Below are 19261 nucleotides of genomic sequence, written 5' to 3'. Positions count from 1 at the left end.
TCTGTGCACATTTTAATGATCGCTACATGATGGTATTTTATTGAAGCGCTTGATATATAAAATGCATTTTCCTGCATTTTTTATGAGGCCCGATTTAAACTATTTAAAAATTTTAGCCGATGGATTTTTTTCATTAAGTTAAAAGTCCATGTAGCTGTGTTCACACTAAATCGAACTTATTGTAAATAGTATTTTAAGGAGAAAATATGAAACTTAAAAAGAAACAAATTAAGTTATTAAACAAAGACCAAAAAACACTGGCAGCAAAACAAACTCAGTACGTTGCAGGCGCATACAATAGCAGGCGCTGTTACACAGAGTTAGTGATGTGTGGCACCACAACCTGTCCATCACAGCATCCTGAATGTGAAACTTTACTTTGTAATACGTATTGGTGCTAAGACCTGTTTTAAACGCGCTTTCAAACGATTGCGTGTTTAACCTCATTCTTAAATTCTTCAACTTTAATACTTTCCAATTCCCTTATCGGCTTAATGTGATAATATCATCCTACTTTCAAAGGATTGCAATGTAGCTAATTATGCTGCTCTAAGCTCAAGGCCATAGCTATAATATGGTCATATTATGAACTCTCTTTGGGAAGTATATTATTGTACCGATTCATCGCTTGCCTGTTGTGTACTATAACTGCTTTTTCTGCAGCTACGCATAATGCCTCTCCACATAACGCGATAAACGAGCTAACTGTAGAACAATCCCAACCAGTAAAGTGGCAAGACATCGCGAATATAGTCTTACCACAAGGAAAGCCCGTATTAAAAAAATCGACTCAAAAAGATTTAGACAAAAGTATACAAATAAGTTGGGAAAATGCCGAAAACTATACAGCTCAACCCATTGAGATATTAACATCGAAGATTATGGGAGCTGCTTTTTCGCCGGTTAATAATAAACGCACCCTCCCACTTTGGACTCAAGTAAAACCCACACAATTTGAGCTAAGCACATTGTCAGATATCAGGCACTTTTCTACCCGCCAAGGTCTGCCCACGGGTGCCATTTATAAAACTGTTCAAGATGAAACTGGCGCCTTATGGCTCGCCACCAATGGAGAAGGGCTATGCCAATATATTGGTGATCACTTTAGATGCTTTAACGATAGTCACGGCCTAAACAATAACCGAGTGTGGGATATCGCTAAAACCAGCTCCAATAAATTTGTACTTGCGACAGACAAAGGCCTGAACATTTTTGATGGACATCATTTTCAAGTACTTGAAATTGATAAAAAGCCGTTTCTAGATAAAGTGAATAACGTTGAAGTTATCGATGAAACCATCTTTTTCTCAACGCAAACCGCCTTATATCAATATGACAATCACATGCTAAAAACACTAAGCAATGATTTCAAAACTAATCAGTTCTTTGATTTGAGTGCTGATGGCGACTCACTCTGGGTTGCATCAAGCTCAGGAGTGCTTAAATTCGAACAAGGTGAATTATCGCAATATCAATTTGATAATCAGTGCCAAGGTAGTGCCAATACAGTAACAAGTACAAAGCAGCACGTTCACTTTGCGCTTAATAGCGGCCAGGTTTGCCGAATTGATAAATCAACACGCAATGTTGCGGTCTTGTCTGGAGTACACACGCCAAACGTCACAGCGCTTATGTTCGACAGTGAGCGTGAGACATTGTGGATAGGTGACGATAGCTGGGGGATATTCAAACTAAGGAACAATCAAGCCTATAACTATAATAAAAAAAATGGCCTTAGCGATAAACATATACGCGGTATAACGAAAGATGCTCAGGGTCATATTTGGGTATCTACCTATGGTGGTGGCATCAATAGACTCCGCGAGGCGGGATTCAAGTTGCTCTCAAAACGCAACGGCTTACTCAATGAGCGAGTCAGTGCTTTGGCAAATATCAATGATCAGTTATGGCTCGGCCAATATGGCACTGGGGTACAAATACTCGAACATGATGAGTGGTTAACGCCTGTCGCCACTCTGTTCAATCGCTACATCCATAGTATTGCAAAAGATGACCAAGACCGTGTTTGGCTGGGCAGCCGCCAAGGCATAATTGTCTTAACCCTTGATAGCAGTACCCATATTTGGCATGACCAAGGCTTAACTGCGGATATTGTGCATCAAATAATTTCTGCTTCTGATGGCTGTATGTATATAGCAACACAAAACGGTCTGTACCGTAGCTGTGACGGGAAGTTGCAATTTCTAAAACTTACTCAAACTGAATATGTAATAGATGTGTTTGTTGATAGTATTCAGCGTGTTTGGTTTGTAACCAATGGCGGTGGCAGCTATTTTTTAGAAAATGGTATGGTATATAAATTCACAGAATCAGGCGGTTCTCCCAGCAACTGGGCATACAGTATCGAAGAAGATGACAACCAAATTATCTATCTAGGTACAAGATCTGGTGTACTTGCGCTCAAAGAAGATAATAGCCGTTGGCTTGGGCATCATATCAGCAAGCAAGAAGGCCTCAGTAGCAATATTGTACTGGGTTTAAAGTACCATCAAGACGCACTTTGGATTGGTACAGAGCGGGGCAATAATCGGCTTAAAACCACCAAACTTTTTAAATCTGATGCCCCATTAGAGTTGGATGCTTTTGTGTATGACAATGGCTACATTGCCGTCGATGCAACCTTGAATACAGCAGCACTGCGTAAGAATACATTCTATTGGGGCTCTGGTAGCGGGCTTACATACTTTGACCCAAATAAATTAGACATAACCCCAAATTTAAAAAGTACATTACTCGAAGTGGCATCATTAGACATAGATGGCAACCACTCCTACCCGTCAATAAGTCAAACACAAGCGAGCAACTTAGCGTTTTCTTCAGACACTTTGCAAATCACCTTTAAGTTTAGTCACAATGACTGGACATCCCCTGAGCGAGTTATGTATCAGACTCGCTTGCGCGGCAGTAGTGAAATATGGAGTGAACCGACAAGTTTAAGCGAAATTACATACAACCATCTTTCTCCCGGAAATTATGAATTTCAAGTGAGAGCCACAACGCGAAGTCAGCATGGCCAACCTGTTAGCTACTCGTTCACATTGCTCGCGCCCTGGTGGCAAACATGGCCAGCCTATTCAATCATGTTAATTACAGCCCTGCTTTGCATGTACCAAGTAATGAAGTGGCGGTTTAACATTTTAGCTACTCAGCAAAGAGTAAAAGACAGAGCCGAGTTTTCTGAAGCACTGCTGGCACGAAAAAAACAGCTCTTAGCTGAAGTTTCCCATGAGATCCGCACCCCATTAAGCGTGTTAAAAATGTCCATCGAAGGGCTAGAATATAACCTGTTAGAAGACACTGAAAAAACCTATGAACTGCTGCATAGACGCATAGGAGACATCAATAAACTCGTCGCAGATATTGATCAATTAGCAATGACTGAGCTAGAGGAGCGCCCACTAAATAGAGCTTATCACCCAGTAAAGCCTTGGTTAGTTTCATGGTGCAATGATGCAAAAGATCGGGTAAATCAACGTCCAGATTCTCAATTTCAGTATGATATTAGGTTATCTGACCAATTATTCATGCACGCCGATTTAGATAGGCTGACACAAGTACTCTCCAATATCTTATCAAACAGCTTAAGATACAGTGCTGCACCGGCAACTATTCAGCTACGAGCCTACTTAAAATCAGGTCAATTAAACATTTCAATCAGAGACAGTGCACCCGGCGTTTCTGATTCCGAGCTTAAAGATATTTTTAAGCGTATGTATCAAAGCGAACAAAATAAGACATTATACAAAGGCGGCACAGGACTCGGTCTTGCTATATGCCAAGACTTAATCACGCGCCATGGCGGTATTATCAACGCCAGTCATAGTGAAATAGGTGGCGTTAGGATCAAGATAACCTTACCTATTTTGGAAGTGTAACCATACTTCCACAAGTATGAGCTCCCAAAACCAAGAAGAAGTTTCAACGACCGAAACAATTGGATCTGGGTGAGTAACACACTTGCAGGCCTTGATAGACTAACTACAACAGCTAAATGGCCACAAATCTCTTGAGTTTCTAAAGTCTATACAAGACAATGGATGTAATTGATAATTATTATCAATTACAGACCTTTAAAAGGAGATAAATGGGTATGAAGATAAAATTTAGTTTAACCAGTAAGGTGTCTTACCCTCTGGTTTTTGTGTGTGTTAGCAGTGTATCAACTCAATTAATGGCTGCACAAACTGCTCCTCAACTCAGTGCAGAAGAGCGCGCTTGCATGTCACTGCGCTTCGACGATTTCTCGAAACTTGAAAGCGGCGAAGCTGCAACCAATGTGATCGAGTCAAGCTTTGTGAAAGGGTATCAAATGAATGCCACTGAGTCTGAGTGGGCCTACAAACACAGCAGACTTATGGGCGCACCAATTCCTAGATCTCAGACACAACTACCAGATCATTGCTTAGTAAAAGGATACGTATCGCCCACAATTCGATTTGAACTTCGCTTGCCAGCAAGAGCTCTGTGGAACCAAAAATATCTACTCAACGCCTGTATGGGGTTTTGTGGCGATGTTAGCCCCTACCCGCCAATGGCAGGTATAGTAAGACACTACGCAACCATGAGCCATGATGGCGGCCATACCGCATATGGCTTTGACGGTAAATGGGCCAGAAACAACCAGCAATTGAAAATAGACTTTGCTTATCGCGCCAACCATGTGGTCGCTGTTGCAGCAAAAGCCATCATGGAAAAGTTTTATCATACACAGCCACAATATTCGTTCATAACTGGCTGCTCAAAAGGCGGGCACGCCGGTGTCATGGCAGCTAAGCGCTACCCCAATGATTTTGATGGTGTAATAGCACGAGGCCCAACAGTAAACTATACCGATGTAAACTTGGTTAACTGCATGGATAATGCCCGAGCTGTTTTAAATGACAGAGATGAGCCAATTTTGTCATCACAAGAAATTCCTATGATAGCCAGCGCAGTTATGAGCGCCTGTGATCACAAGGACGGATTAGTAGATGGTGTGATCAGTGATCCAAGACTTTGTGACTTTGACCCACAAACCCTAGCCTGTGAGGCTGGCCAAGTAAGCAATTGTTTGTCAACTCAGCAAGTCGAAGCGGTTAAAGCGTTATATGCCCCATCCAAAAATGCACAAGGTGAGGTAATTTATGGCGGCTTACCTTACGGCTCAGAGCCTGAATGGGTAGGCTGGGTCACCCCGCTGCTCACTCAACTGCAGCCATTTGCCTATTATGCCGCAACTGAATATTTAAAGTACCTCGCTTATCCAGAAGCCCTTGATATCGACTACGACTGGCGAGATTTTTCATATCAAAATGAGAAAGAAAACCTTCAAGAAATCAGCAAACTAATAGATGCTGATGACCCAGATTTACGACAGTTCAAAAACAGTGGCGGTAAAATGATTGTGCTTCACGGCTGGTCTGATGCGGCAATTCCGGCATATGCGACGATAGATTGGTATGAAAATGTAGAGTCATTTATGCATACTCACCATCAGGAAGTTAGAGACTTTGCTCGACTATTTTTACTGCCAGGCGTGATCCACTGTGGCATAGATGGACCGGGCAACTCCACCTATGACGCCATAAGTGCACTTGAAGCTTGGGTGATAGGCGGTGTCGCTCCTGACTCTTTGCTCACCCAAAAAGAAAATGCGCTAGGTGAGGTCATCAAGGAACAACCTGCTTATCCCTATCCAATGCAAGCTGTTTATAACGGTAAGGGTGACCCAACAAAAGCAACTAGCTTTTATGCAGGGTTTCTAAAATAATCAATATAAAGAATTAGCGATATTTCAATATCGCTAATTCTTATAAATCATATTATAAATTACCTATACCTGCATTTAAAAACAAAAACTCCATTTAAAATAAAAACAGCATTGACAATCACAAAAAATATAGATAACTTTAATTACGATAATAATTAAAAGGATATAAGATGAACATTAAAATAAAGAAAAAAGCGCTTAAAACTCTAACTAAAAAACAATCTTTAGCGCTAGAAGCAACGCCTAAAATTGCTGCTGCAGGTACACATAGAACGGCGAACGTATGCTGGCTTTCAATGCATGATGATAAAGTACAGTGCGCATAAGATCTTACTACTAGGGCCGCTATATGCGGCCTTTTTAATTTATTACCCCTAAATTCAGGGCATATCAAATTAATGTTTTAAGAGCAAAAGTTATTCATTAAACTCACAGCTTGCATACCCATATAATTACCCAACATACATAACGATTAATTTCAATTTCTTCTAAAAAAACGGCAATCTTCCCTTCTTTAGACCTTACCACTGCGTATGGGATCATATTGAATGTACAATTAACGTTGCCAGAGCTAATCTCTGCTAATTTTGTTATAATTCCTATTCGTTTTTCCTTAAGATCCCTCTATGTTTGATATCCAATTAAATAGCTTTGTACGCCGAGTCAATCATGCAAGTGAACTAAAAAGCATCATTAAAGCTACCGGAGCGCAACTTAATCGAAAAGGCCGCTCAAGAAACTGGCGGCTACAGGGAAATTGGTCTCAATGTGAGTTAATCATCCAAAGCATACAACAGCAGGATGAACCCAGCTGGCACTGGGTACTTGAGGTATTAAACAAATTGAAACCCAAACCAAGTATTGCTGATTTAGTGGATGAAATAAATGCAAATCCTAATATAACGCTACAGCAATTAATGATAAAAACAGACTGCTCCCTTATAGAAGCTAGAAAAGCGTTCGACCTAGTGGCTTGGGAGTAACTATCACTCAATAAACCATCTTCCTAACTAAGTGTCCTTAAAGTAAGCTACCTAATTATTAAACTAAAGCGCTTTATGATTATTTTGCCAATAAGCCATATATAGCGGAGTCAGATACAATACCATCTATCTCCCAGCGCTGCTTTAACAGCCCTTCTTGTTCAAAGCCGAGTCTTTCCAATGCTTTTCCTGATGCAGTATTGTCAGGGTCAATTTCAGCTTCTAGCCTGCGTAACTGCAAATGATTAAATGCATATTCAACCAAGGCAGACGAAGCTTCAAAAACAATCCCTTTGCCCCAAGACTCACGCTTTATGCCAAAACCAAGCTCTGCACGCCTTGACTCTTTATCATAGTTAAACAGCATTACCTTACCCAGAAGTTGCTTTGTTTCTTTGCAGTAAATGCCCAAAGTAAGGGCTGACGAATTTCGCATAGCATCTAAACTTGTAGAGATAAACTCACGGGCTTGCTCAATTGAATGCCAAGGCGGTGTATTCCAGTATTTCATGACTTCAGGATCTGAAAAAATCTCTAATAAGCCGGCAGCGTCTTTGTCATCTAAATTTTTTAACTCTAATCGCTCAGTTTTAATGTGCGTATTCAGCATATAACTCTCTATCCTTCGCTTGTATGAAGCTAGTATCTGCATTAGCAGGTGGTCTCGCTTCAATAAATTAAACAAGCTGATTATAAACAATCATATTAAAATTAAATATAAAAGAGATAAAAGCCCTTAAAGCACATTAGTAAAAAAATCATTAACACTGAAATATAAAAACCAACCATTAATAAAAATCCTATTAATAAGCAACAGCAATATCACATCACATTTAAACTTCGATTTTTAACCGAAGTTATAACTTCTCAGATCTAAACTGATAATAACTCTGTAAAGCTAAAGGCACTGAGGTATATGGGTTTTCAACATGTCCAGCTCCCTCACTATAGCTGTGCTGGGTGTAGAAGTTTGCTGGCCCATATGAATCTATGGCTTTGAGTAAGCCTTTAAACGAGCCTTTAATAATATCATTCTCAGCACCGCCTATACTTAGATACAAAAATAACGGGTCACCCTCTACGTTTTTCAGCCCCTTTTGAAACTCTCGAACAACCACTGAATCGTCATACCAAGCTGCTGGGCTAAACGCAAAATAGCCGGAAAACAGTTCAGGCTTGGTAATGAGCGTATATAAAACAAAGCTACCACCAGCAGAAAAACCAGTTAGGACTCGGTTCTCACTCACCTTATAGTTGGCCTCAACATAAGGTAACACCTCTGTTTCAATGAAAGATAAAAACAAGTCAGCTCTACCAAATATTTCAGGTGAATTTTCATTAGGGGGCCTTGCTTCAATTGCCACATCTTTTCTAGCAAATGGAGGGACTAGATCTCTGTTGCGTGAGTCTGTCCAAAATAAATTTGGAATTGCCACGACAATAGAGTCTTCGACTTTACCTGCTTGGGCTAACTGGATGAGAGATTCATCCCACCGAGATAAATTGAAATTCCCATCAGATTTTATAATTACTGGATACGTTTTATTTTCGTCATAGCTTTTTGGTAATCTAATAAAAATTTTTCTTTGTTCTGATAGCACCTCAGAATAAAGACTATGATCTATAAAAGCAGATGTATACTCTTGCGTATAGCGCTGATAGCCCATGAAAGCCAACATAACGACTAATACTAGCAAACTTACCAGAAGCAGCTTATTTCTAAATACTGTCAAAATTTATCCTTTTTATCTCTCTTGTTGGAGATTTAGAAAACCTTAGTTGCGCAACGTATAGGCCTACCAGCCTTAATTGTTTGGCTTTGTTGGAAAGTTAGCTTCACATTATTCCAGGCGCAAATGTGTAAACCAAAACCTAAGACCGAATAAGCAGTCTATAAGCCTTGCTTCTGCTGATAATGATATAACCCAGTAAGCGCATTAAACAGGCCAGCAGCCATTGTAAAGTCATGAGAATCGTCATTAAACTCATCTTGCCTCAAGTACAGATCTAGATTCCGATTTCTAAGAATTGTTTGTGATAATTCGTCATAAACTTCACGCATTTCGCCACCTTCGCTGCCGATATTCATGTAGAGGTAATTTTTAATTGGCTGTTTAGAAGTTACGTATTTTTGCGTCGCCTTAGCTGTTTCTCGAGCTCCCCACCAAACCGCTGGACTAAAGGCTAAATGACCTTGAAAAAGCTTTGGCCGGGACTGAAAACTATGGATAACTAATAAACCAGCGATTGAGTGACCAGCTAAAATATTAAAGTTATTTGTACGATAAGTTTTATTAACCTGTGGAATGAGTTCGTTTTCAATGAAGTCTAAAAATTTATCACCGCCTCCACCTGCTCCCACAGGCCCTCGCGGGTCTCTATTCACAGTGGGTGCGAAATCTGTAATACGATCATGGCTAGTTAAACCGACAATAATATGTTCATTTGTCCCATTGGACAGGTGCAACCTATGGAGCATTCCGTTAACTAACTCACCATTGAGTTCGCCATCAAGTACGTACAATACTGGATAGTTTTTTGTAGCATTGGCTTCATAAGATGAAGGGAGTGCGACGGTGATTTTTGGGAGCTCAGTTAAATATTGCGATTTAGGAAGTGCTACTCCTTTAAAACTAGATGCATCAGCAATCGTCGAAATAAGACAAAAGAACAGTGTCAAAATTATAATTTTCAAAATATAAAATTCCTTTTGAAGATATAGTGAATGTCAGTTTTTTCTCGACCAACTAAAAAGCACTATAGTCATAGCAATAATTACTTGAAAAAAATATAATAAAAACCAAAAAAACTCAAGGGCGCACCAAAAACCATATTAATAAATTAATATTAAAGGCTTAAAGGGGTTGATTATTAAACAATAATATTTATATAAAACACCATCAATATCAAGCAACGACCAAACCAAGGAGAAAAAAACAAATAAAATCAATAATTACAACAACTTATGGCCAAACCAATATAAAACCAATTAAACACCGCTTCAAGGTTTATATTGCCAAAAAATAAAGGGGGCTAAAAAATTAATTAAAATTCGAAAACACATATAAAAAAAGTAAATCATCAAGGATTGTTACATGTTAAAACAAAGGGCGTTATGATCGTCAACAACGCCATCTGAAGCTTTATATCTCTAAAAATTATAGTGCGTATGAGCAGCCTACAAAGGGAAGCAGCCATGTAACGAAGCACGGCTCAGCATGTCGTAAGCTATTCAACCAACTCCCTTTCAAAAATAGCAATCATTTGCTCCGAACCACCAGTTGAATCAGTAGGGATTACCATTTGCTTAAAACGCCACCCACCAATTGCCTCTTCATTTAGCGCTTGGTCCACATTTGAAATACCTTTTTTAAACCAACCATGATTAAATTTAATTGATACTGTTTTATATTCGTAACTCTTCATTTCTGTCGTCTCCTTATAGTCCAGATCATGAATATCTACTTCTAGCGCAGACGCCAACGATTTTTTAGACTGCAAAGATATCGTTGCTTCTTTTTCTATTCGCTGAATAGTTCTCAAATTTAAGCCTGCAGCAATCGCCAGCTCTTCTTGAGACCAAGACTTTTGATGCCTTAGTCTAATTATCAAATCTGCATTTATTTTCATTAGATACTTATAACCTGAGTGTTTGATACAAGGTAAAACATAAATTAAATTCGTCTCTTCTATTAACGAAATTTATACGACACGATTCTGAAGACTATACGACAGTTTTACAAAGCTAAGGTAGTTTTGCGTTACATCTTTCAGTTGTAACAATCGTCTAATTTAGACCGTTAAGTAATTTTATAAAATAAAAACTATAATTTTATCTATACTTAACAAGCAATTGCTAAATCTTCGACCTTTTATGCACTCTTAGGTTTAATTTACTTAAACCATAAAAGCCTGTCTGACAATGTAATTACTCCCAAATTCAACTAGTCAGTTTCATCACTACAAATAATATCGAAGTAATATTGATTGAATGCTTGAGGATCAACATTAATTGCGATGGTTTGTTTTGGCCTAGCCGCCCACTCATCAATGGGAAAAATTCTATCTGAGCTTTTAAACAAGGTATGACCTTTTGCAGGCCCGTCAGTGATAACTCGTATCCGCCCTCGTTTAGTCGTAAATATTTGAGGTGCTACCAAGTACATGATTGCAGAAGAGTCATGAACATAAAACCCATCTAAACCAAGGTCATCATTGTAAAACTTTGCATAAAAACGTGTGATGTCATATATGAATTGACCATACTGTGCACTGCTTACTCTCATTTTCTCTAGATACGCATTTGACATCAAAGTTTGTTGCGTGACATCTAATCCTATGAGCGTGACTGGCCAGTCAGCATTGATCACAATATCTGCAGCTAGCGGATCGCCATACACATTCGCTTCTGCAAATGGTGTCAAATTTCCGGTATGACCATTGTGTCCAAATGCACCGCCCATAATGATGACTTCTTTCACTAACTTGCCAATTTCAGGCGCTTTTTCAATTGCCATCGCCAAGTTTGTTAGCCGACCTACCGCAACTAACGTGATCTCTCCCGGCTGATTTTTAATTGTTTCGATAAGGTAGTCATGTGCAATAAGCGGTGATATCTGCGTGTTTATAACTTTAGGTATTTCAATATCTCCCAGCCCATTGTCACCATGAACTAAGGTGGCGGGCTCTGTTTTCACTTGATCTAGTGGGATGTTAACCCCCTTAGCGACTTCAGCAGACATACCGAACTGTTGTTTTAAATAAAGCGCATTTCGCGTGGTATTTTCTATGTTTGCATTGCCAAAAGTAGTCGTAATACCAACCAACTCAATATCCGAACAAGCGTGTGCCAAAAGCAGTGCCATCGCGTCATCAATGCCCGGATCTGTATCAAATATTATTTTTTTCATTTCACCCCTTATAATTTGGAACGATACAAAATCATAATACATCATCAGTAAACATTTAACTAACATTTGATCGCTTTTAAACCGAAAGACAGTTCGGATTGTGCTTTTATTGCAACTTAAGCACTAGTCAATTCGCGGTAATATGCCCCTAGTAAGTAATTAGCTACCGAAGCCAAGCTTTGAAGCCTAACCATGCTCGATGAGTTGATCTTAGATTTGAATATTATTGGAAGATGAGGCAATTGAAGAGTCTTTAACGTTAATGATGCCAAAAAAGACACAATGCTGGCTGTGGGTTGCAAGCAGCTTAACCTCCTCCTGATAACATTACTGAATGTGTCTATTTGCTCTGTAGGTGTGCACAATCCTCCCCTCATTTCAAATTGTGCATTCACAATACTACTTTAGTGCAAGGTACTAATTTATATAAACTTATTAGATAAAATCTGAGGCTTTTGTATGACTTTACAAAGCATTTTAAGGTGAAATGTGCAAATACTGTGAAAGTTGCAGTTGATGCTTTGCGGTTATGACGGTTTTAAGCTAAGTTCCTTTGACAGGCTTAAAATAGCAAACCTTTTGAAAGAAAGGGACGCAAAGCTTCCGGTCTAAGGTGAAAACTAAGATAGCGGGGTTGCTGAATGCCAATGCTTAAAATGGTGACAATGTGCATACTGTTGTTTTGTATGCGCATTGCGTAGCCTATCGGTATTCACGTCTTTGACATGTCATGTCATACCTCCAGCCCTTGGTCTTTCCTCATACCCGATTTTTGCATCAGCTATTGCCGCCTGTGAGTTCTGGTCGAATGCCTGTTCAATGAAGAACAGCAGGGAAATAACATGTCAAATGGCAATGTTTCGGGGAATTTTCATGAGACAACATAGATACAACAGCAAGCAGCACCGATTTTTAAAAATCGGCCTCTGTTTAATGGTTTTGGGGCACCCAATACACAGCTTAGCTGCACAATGCGAGTTCAATGTAAAAAATGAATGGCAAAGTGGCTATACCGCAGAGGTCACCGTGTTTAACAATACTAACTCGGCCATAAACGGCTGGGAAGTTGGATTAGAGTTTAACCAAGGGGAATCGATTAACAATGCTTGGCGCGCCCAATTGAGTGGCAATAGTCCATATCAATTTAGCAACCTTAATTGGAACAGCACCATTCAGCCGGGCTCATCCAAAGCGTTTGGCTTTAACGTCAAAAAGAACAATGGGCAAGCCGTTACCATACCAAGATTATTTGGTATTTGTGAAGGAGGCTCACAAAATAATAATGTTACGGTTGTAGCGTCAGCGTCTAACAACCAAGGCACGGCGCCTGCGACAATCAACTTTACCAGCGAGGCGACTAATTTACCGTCAGATAATGTGAGCTACCACTGGGATTTTGGTAATGGACAGACCTCTAATGAAATAAATCCTCAGCATACCTTTGAGCAAGCTGGCGCTTACTCTGTTTTATTGACCATCAAAGACGGAATAAACGATTACCCTGCGGCGCCCATACCAGTCACCATTAGTGAGGCTCAGCCTGGGTCTGCACAATGTACTTTTGAAGTTGAACAAGAGTGGATCTCAGGGTTTCGTGGCAAAGTTACCATTACCAATACTGAAAGTGTTGCTATTTCCAACTGGAAAGTACTCATGGCATTTTCAGACAACACCAAGTTGACGGGCGTTTGGCATGCTAGGCACAGTGGCAATAACCCGTATGAAATCATCAATGAAAATTACAACAGCACCATAAACCCAGGCCAGAGTTTAAATTTTGGCTTCAATGCCCAAAAAGCACAGGAAAATGATACACCAACAATTCCTTCTCTTGGCGGTTTATGCTCATTAGACGGTGATATTAATCACGCGCCATTAGCAGTTGCATCGGCCTCTACTACATCAGGTGATTACCCACTAACGATAAACTTTAAAGGCGATGAATCTTCTGATTTAGACGGTGATACACTCACATTTAGCTGGGACTTTGGAAACGGACAGACTTCAAGCGAGCCAAACCCTACTTATATTTATGAAGAAAAAGGCACATTTAGCGTCACGTTAACGGTCAACGATGGTGTTATAAGCACAGTCAGCGATCCAGTCTCTATTCAAGTTTCAGAACCTGAGGCGCCGCCCATCAGCACGCCATTTATATTAGACCCTCAAAGCTCTCATCTTTACTTTGTATCGACCAAAAAACAGCACCTCGTTGAATCACACACATTTAACGATATCAGTGGCAGTATTACACCTGAAGGGGTAGCAAGATTAGCCATTGACCTGAGCAGTGTAGATACCGCTAACGACACCCGTGATGGCAGAATGAAAGAATTTTTATTCGATACCGAGTCATTCCCAACCGCTGAAGCCCTGCTTGCTATTGATTATGCTGCGCTCGTTGCACTTCCTATTGGTAGCACTGAAATGCAATCCATCTCAACCACACTCAATCTCACTGGCGTTATAAAAGAAGTGAACGCTGATGTCGTTATTCGACGTCTTGCAAACAATAAAATTATGGTGCAAACCCTAGCACCAATTGTGCTAGACGCCACAGACTTTGGTTTAGAGCCTGGAATTGAAACACTCAGAACATTGGCAAACTTATCGGTGATCAGTTACGCAGTGCCCGTGAGTTTTAACCTTGTTTTTGAAGCGCAGCAATAGGAGGGAAAGAAGATGAAACGCAATACATTAACACGCTTTTTTACCTTGACTGATACTTGGTCTCATACGCCTAAAATCGCCAAGTTCGCTGCCTGTTTAAGCCTACTAACCAGTGCTTCTTTTGTTCAAGCGGCACAGTGTTCCTTCACCATTCCAGACAATTGGAACAACGGCTTTAAAACAGAGATTGTCATTGATAACCCGTCAGATCAGGATCTCAATAATTGGTCCATCGAACTTACATGGGATCAAGGTATTTCGCTGCAAAACAGCTGGAATGGTGATTTCAACTGCCATGATACAGGCTGTACCATTTCGTCACAAAGCCATACCATACACGCCAATCAGTCATTTGGTTTAGGCTTTGTTGCCAATAAAAACGGCTTAACTGGTGATGTCACCATGACCTTAAGTGGTGATATTTGCACAAATTCAGAGCCCACTACGCCACCGGATGATGTAACTGAAACGGGTTTATGGCAACTTGATAGCACCGCGTCTTTACTGAGTTATGTGTCAGTAAAAAAAGAACACGTTGCAGAGTTAAATCAGTTTGTTACACAAAACAATGAAGCCCCCGCTCTATCTGGTAGTATCGACGCCGATGGTAACGTAAAACTGGCCGTTGATCTAAGTACTATTTCGACTGGTGTGGATATTAGAAACAGTCGAATTTTAGACTTACTCTTTGAGACAGATTTACTGCCCGTCGCTTACTTCAGTGCTCAAATCGACACTGCATTGTTAAGTAATTTAGAAATTGGCCAGCCCGCTATTCAAAATGTGACTGGTGAAATGAGCTTACATGGCATCAACCATCAGATGACGCTTGATGTGTTGGTTGTCAAACTTGCTTCAGGTAAAGTCAATGTCAGCACGGTTTCACCCATGATCATAGATAGCAAAAGCTTTGAAATGGACTATGGCATAGAAGCTTTGCGTGTTGTTGCCAATCTATCAAGTATTGGTGAATCTGTACCTGTCTATTTCAACCTGACTTATTTGACTGCTGAGCAAGACAGCTTTGAGCCAGTTGCTATGGCAGAAAAGCCAGCGGCTCCCACAGAGCTCAGTGCAAGTGTGCTGTCCATCGATGCCAAAGCACAATTAAATTGGCGTGATAACAGCAATTACGAAACCAATTATCTGGTGCGCTTCAAAAGCTTGGATGGACGTTGGCAAACGGCTGCTGAGCTGGCATCAAACTCAAGTTTTTATGAATCAGGGCTACCTGAATCAGGCGAGTTCGATTACAAGGTCATTGCACTCAACAATTCAGTACCTTCAGAACCAAGTAATATTGAGCGTATCGTTGTCACACAAACAGATCCTGTCGCCCGAGGTATGCAACTATATCAAACGGGATGTGCAGGTTGTCACGGCTCAGAAGCAGGTGGTTTAGGATCATTCCCAGCGCTTGATACTGAACGAGATATACAAACGATGATTGATACCATAGTCACTACCATGCCTTATGGCACACCAAGTGCGTGTGATGAGCAATGTGCGACAGATATCGCGGCGTATCTGCAAACTCTTTGGCCTGCACCTTTGACCTGTGATGTCGGTGTTGCCCCCGTGGCATATGGGGCAAGACAGCTGAAGATTTTAACCCAAACTGAGTACCAAAATACGGTCGAAGACTTGCTTGGTGTTAATTTTGAGGTATCTGATGGCTTATCCCCAGACTCTCAAATTGGCTTTTTCATCAACAATACCCATGCTAGCGTGCAACCTTCTAACTACAGCAATTACCTGTTAGTAGCTGAAGAGCTTTCACAATGGGCCGCTGAGAATAACTTTTCACCAGCGCTAAACTGCGATGCGGTTAATGAAGACTGTGCAAATCGCTTAGTGGATGAACTTGCACCGCAAATCTTCCGTCGCCCATTAACGCAAGATGAAGCACAAAACTACAAATTGATAGCAACGGGCTTTTTCCACAGTGGAGATATTGAAGCTGGTATGAAACTCGCCTTAGAAGGATTACTGTCTTCACCGCAATTTATTTATCGCCACGAATTAGGCGAACCTAATCCTGATAACTCAGAACTTGATGCAGATGCCTTCGAGTTGACGTCATGGGAAATGGCGACTTTCTTGTCATACACATTCACGGGCTCCACACCTGACCAACAACTCTGGCAAGCAGCTGAACGTGATGAGCTTCGTGATGAAGCCAACATCATTGCCCACGCTAGCCGTCTAGCTGACAGCGCTAAGTCTGTGCTTGGTGACTTTGTGGGCAGTTGGCTTGGCACAGGTAATTTAGAAGTGGCAACCAAAGATCAAACCGTCTACCCGGGTTTTGCACAATTGGTCCCAGCCATGAAAGCAGAAATGAACGAGACCTTCTCGTACATCATGACCCAACCTGATGAGAAGTTCAGCTCGCTTTATACTGCAAACTTCACCTTCGTTAATCAGTTACTTGCAGAGCACTACAATATTGCAGGTGTCACTGGCGAAGAGTTACAAAAAGTCGATGCAACTGAACGCGGTGGAATCTTAGCCAATGGGGCATTTATGGCGCGCTGGGCTGAGGTTGCCGAGTCCCACCCTATTTTGCGCTCAGTACGCGTGCGCCGCCGTATGCTGTGCCAAGATCAACCCGATCCACCAGCAGGTACCTTTGAAGCCAGAGAACAAAGACTGGCAGAACTCTCTGATATGTTGCAAGACCCATCCACCACTAACAAGCTTAAGTATCACAGCTTAACAGAAGGTCAGCCTTGCTCTGCTTGTCACGAAAAGTATATCAACCCAATGGGATTCGGCATGGAAGACTTTGATGCCGTGGGCAAAATCAGAAGTGCAGACAACAATGGTAATACCATAGATGCATCCGGTACCCTATTCGCCCCCGAGAAATACGCAGAAGTCAGTGAGTCCATCCCATTTAATGGTGCTAAACAACTAGGTACCGTGATAGCAGATCTGTCATCAGCCCAAAGTTGCTTACCACAGCAAATGTTCCGCTACGTCATGGGCGTAGGTCACGACTCACTCGACCCTACTAGCGACGAAGACAGACGCCTATCCGAAACAGAAAAAGTCGGTTACATGTGCGAAATAGACACGCTCACAGATGCCATGATGCAAAACAGCCCAAGAGCCATGTTGGAGAAGTTTGGTTCATTGAAATCTGTCCGTTATCGCAAAGCTTGGTCCAGAAATGAATAGTGCGGGTCACAATACAGAAGGTTAATAAAATGAAAGACGAACATTTAAATAACATGATGATGTCGCGCCGCAGACTACTAAAAGTGTTTATGGCATCGGGGATTTCTACCGCCCTGATCCGCACTTCGCCATTAGTATCGGGCCTGTTGTTTGCCAGAGATGCAGATGCGCAAACCGCAGGGCTGCCAAATAAAACCGTTTCCATTTATATACCTGGCGGGTCCATATCATCTCTTTGGAACCCAACAGGTAGCGGTGAAAATATGCAGTTGGGCGTGATGTCCGCAGGCTATGAACCGGTCAAAACAGAATGTAACTTTATGGTCAACATGTCACATTCCAACGCAGGACACGGCCGTATGCCAATTTTACTGGCACAAAACTGGGGCAGCGATAGCTATGACGTGACAATGGGTAATGCACTTGGGCCTAACTTGCCGTTTCGTTATCTTAACTTGGGTGTGCACAGTAATGGTCAAGGACAATTAACCAAGGACAATCGCAACCACTTGCCGTTCCAAGAAAACCCGTTCACCGTATTCAAAATGGTGTTTGGCAGTGCACAAGGCAGCAACAGTAAAACGCCTATCATGAATGCGCATATGTCAGCAGCCAATGCGATTAAAAACCGATTGGCCGGTTATGAAATACAAAGGATGAATGACCACCTCGATGCGATTTCAGATACTCAGCGCCGTTTAGATGATCTATACGGCGGTGTATCTTGTGGCATCGCACCGGATAACACTGAGTTTCCTTTAACCTTTGATACCTTCAGCCAACAAGCTCGTTTGCAAGCAGATATTGCCGTAGCTGCCCTGCAATGTAACTTGACAAGCTCGGTATCATTGGCATTTGGTAACCATCAGGCAGAATTCCGTATTCCTGAATTAAATTTCCAAGGCCACTATCACAATGCGATTCATGGCGGGAGCAACGGCCAGCCGAACTATCCGTACTACACTGAGATGCGCAGCCACTTAGGTAGTCTAAGCGCGTACTTAATCCAAAAGCTAAAATCAGCAGGCATACTGGATAGCACCGTCGTATTAGAAACATCAGATATGGGACACGCAGATAAACATTCTGCCAACCCATGCTCGTACCTTATTGCTGGCGGTGGTGCACGTATAAACCGAGGCGTAGTCAGTAATATGGGGTCAGGTTACAACCAACATGATGTGCTGCATACAGCTGCTAAAGCGTGCGGTGTTGACCTTGGATTTGGCAAGGAGATCCCTGGGATTATTGTTTAATAGGTGATGACTTTATAAGCCCCTTTGATTAGGGGCTTATTCATTTGCTTAGCATCAATTGTTCAGTTAACTAGAATTACCAAAGCCATCTTTTGTCAGAGAACAGTGACAAACCAAAATAAATAGATAAGCGAAAAAACACAACATACTCACATGGCACTTTTAACAGAAAAACGATTGTCTGATATCTTTTATCGTCCCTAGTGATTGACTTTGATTAGGTGGGGAATTTGTTTTTATCAAAAAAATTAATGGAGAACTTGCTAAGTATCGTTTGGATTATACACTTCAACACCTTTTCCATTTATTAATAAAAACGGACAGACACTTTTAAAAAATAAGATAATCAATACAATGTATTTAAAAGTGAAACCTGTATTACAAAAAAATCATCAAAAACTCACTATGTGGAATACATAAGTTTCATTTAGGAATATTTTCATTTTATAAAGTGAGGAAAATCTAGGTAAGCAATAAGGCTAAGACCAC

13 protein-coding genes and 1 riboswitch are annotated in these 19261 nt (G+C 41.1%); of the genes, 8 read left to right on the top strand and 5 right to left on the bottom strand.

Annotation, left to right across the window (positions count from 1 at the left end):
• Window positions 1–206 precede the first annotated feature (206 nt).
• The 5 genes from N477_RS05240 (at window position 207) to N477_RS05225 (ending at window position 6753) form a co-directional block, all read left to right on the top strand.
• Window positions 207–401: a hypothetical protein gene (locus tag N477_RS05240; RefSeq protein ID WP_063360488.1), complete on the top strand. Its 195-nt coding sequence runs from the start codon at window positions 207–209 to the stop codon at window positions 399–401.
• Window positions 402–596: 195 nt separating this feature from the next.
• Window positions 597–3896: a two-component regulator propeller domain-containing protein gene (locus N477_RS05235; protein WP_063360489.1), complete on the top strand. Its 3300-nt coding sequence runs from the start codon at window positions 597–599 to the stop codon at window positions 3894–3896.
• Window positions 3897–4111: 215 nt separating this feature from the next.
• Complete coding sequence (locus tag N477_RS05230) at window positions 4112–5770, top strand: tannase/feruloyl esterase family alpha/beta hydrolase (protein ID WP_081216345.1); 1659 nt, start codon at window positions 4112–4114, stop codon at window positions 5768–5770.
• Between the two features lie 170 nt (window positions 5771–5940).
• Window positions 5941–6096, top strand: coding sequence for a hypothetical protein (locus N477_RS25895; RefSeq protein WP_155731803.1), 156 nt, complete (start codon window positions 5941–5943; stop codon window positions 6094–6096).
• 300 nt (window positions 6097–6396) lie between these two features.
• Window positions 6397–6753, top strand: a complete 357-nt coding sequence (locus tag N477_RS05225; RefSeq protein WP_063360491.1) for a ribosome recycling factor family protein — start codon at window positions 6397–6399, stop codon at window positions 6751–6753.
• 79 nt (window positions 6754–6832) lie between these two features.
• Here N477_RS05225 and N477_RS05220 read toward each other — a convergent pair whose 3' ends face one another.
• The 5 genes from N477_RS05220 to N477_RS05200 all read right to left on the bottom strand — a co-directional run bounded on the left by N477_RS05220 (window position 6833) and on the right by N477_RS05200 (window position 11663).
• Window positions 6833–7363 carry a GNAT family N-acetyltransferase gene (locus N477_RS05220; RefSeq protein WP_063360492.1) on the bottom strand — a complete coding sequence of 177 codons (531 nt, stop codon included), beginning with the start codon at window positions 7361–7363 and terminating at the stop codon, window positions 6833–6835.
• A gap of 247 nt (window positions 7364–7610) precedes the next feature.
• On the bottom strand, window positions 7611–8432 hold the full coding sequence (locus tag N477_RS05215; RefSeq protein WP_063360526.1) for an alpha/beta hydrolase-fold protein: 822 nt from the start codon (window positions 8430–8432) through the stop codon (window positions 7611–7613).
• A 212-nt stretch (window positions 8433–8644) separates the two neighbouring features.
• Window positions 8645–9448, bottom strand: a complete 804-nt coding sequence (locus N477_RS05210; RefSeq protein ID WP_231098050.1) for an alpha/beta hydrolase — start codon at window positions 9446–9448, stop codon at window positions 8645–8647.
• Between the two features lie 533 nt (window positions 9449–9981).
• The gene (locus tag N477_RS05205) at window positions 9982–10383 is read right to left on the bottom strand and encodes a DUF4177 domain-containing protein (RefSeq protein ID WP_063360493.1); all 402 of its coding nucleotides are present in this window, start codon (window positions 10381–10383) and stop codon (window positions 9982–9984) included.
• A 314-nt stretch (window positions 10384–10697) separates the two neighbouring features.
• Window positions 10698–11663, bottom strand: a complete 966-nt coding sequence (locus N477_RS05200; protein WP_063360494.1) for a nucleoside hydrolase — start codon at window positions 11661–11663, stop codon at window positions 10698–10700.
• Window positions 11664–12222: 559 nt separating this feature from the next.
• A riboswitch (cyclic di-GMP riboswitch) is annotated at window positions 12223–12305 on the top strand.
• Window positions 12306–12536: 231 nt separating this feature from the next.
• On the opposite strand from N477_RS05200, the gene N477_RS05195 reads away from it, so the two are divergent.
• From N477_RS05195 to N477_RS05185, 3 genes are read left to right on the top strand one after another with little or no spacing between them, the layout of a single operon-like run.
• Complete coding sequence (locus tag N477_RS05195; protein ID WP_063360495.1) at window positions 12537–14333, top strand: cellulose binding domain-containing protein; 1797 nt, start codon at window positions 12537–12539, stop codon at window positions 14331–14333.
• Window positions 14334–14345: 12 nt separating this feature from the next.
• Window positions 14346–17516, top strand: coding sequence for a DUF1592 domain-containing protein (locus N477_RS05190; protein WP_063360496.1), 3171 nt, complete (start codon window positions 14346–14348; stop codon window positions 17514–17516).
• Between the two features lie 29 nt (window positions 17517–17545).
• Window positions 17546–18772 (top strand): DUF1552 domain-containing protein, encoded by a 1227-nt coding sequence (locus tag N477_RS05185; protein WP_081216338.1) that lies wholly within the window; start codon window positions 17546–17548, stop codon window positions 18770–18772.
• Window positions 18773–19261: the final 489 nt, after the last annotated feature.

The sequence above is a fragment of the Pseudoalteromonas luteoviolacea H33-S genome, assembly GCF_001625695.1.
Lineage (GTDB): Bacteria > Pseudomonadota > Gammaproteobacteria > Enterobacterales > Alteromonadaceae > Pseudoalteromonas > Pseudoalteromonas luteoviolacea_B.
The sequence above is the reverse complement of the archived record's forward strand: the minus strand, read 5'-3'. Positions and strand labels throughout refer to the sequence as shown.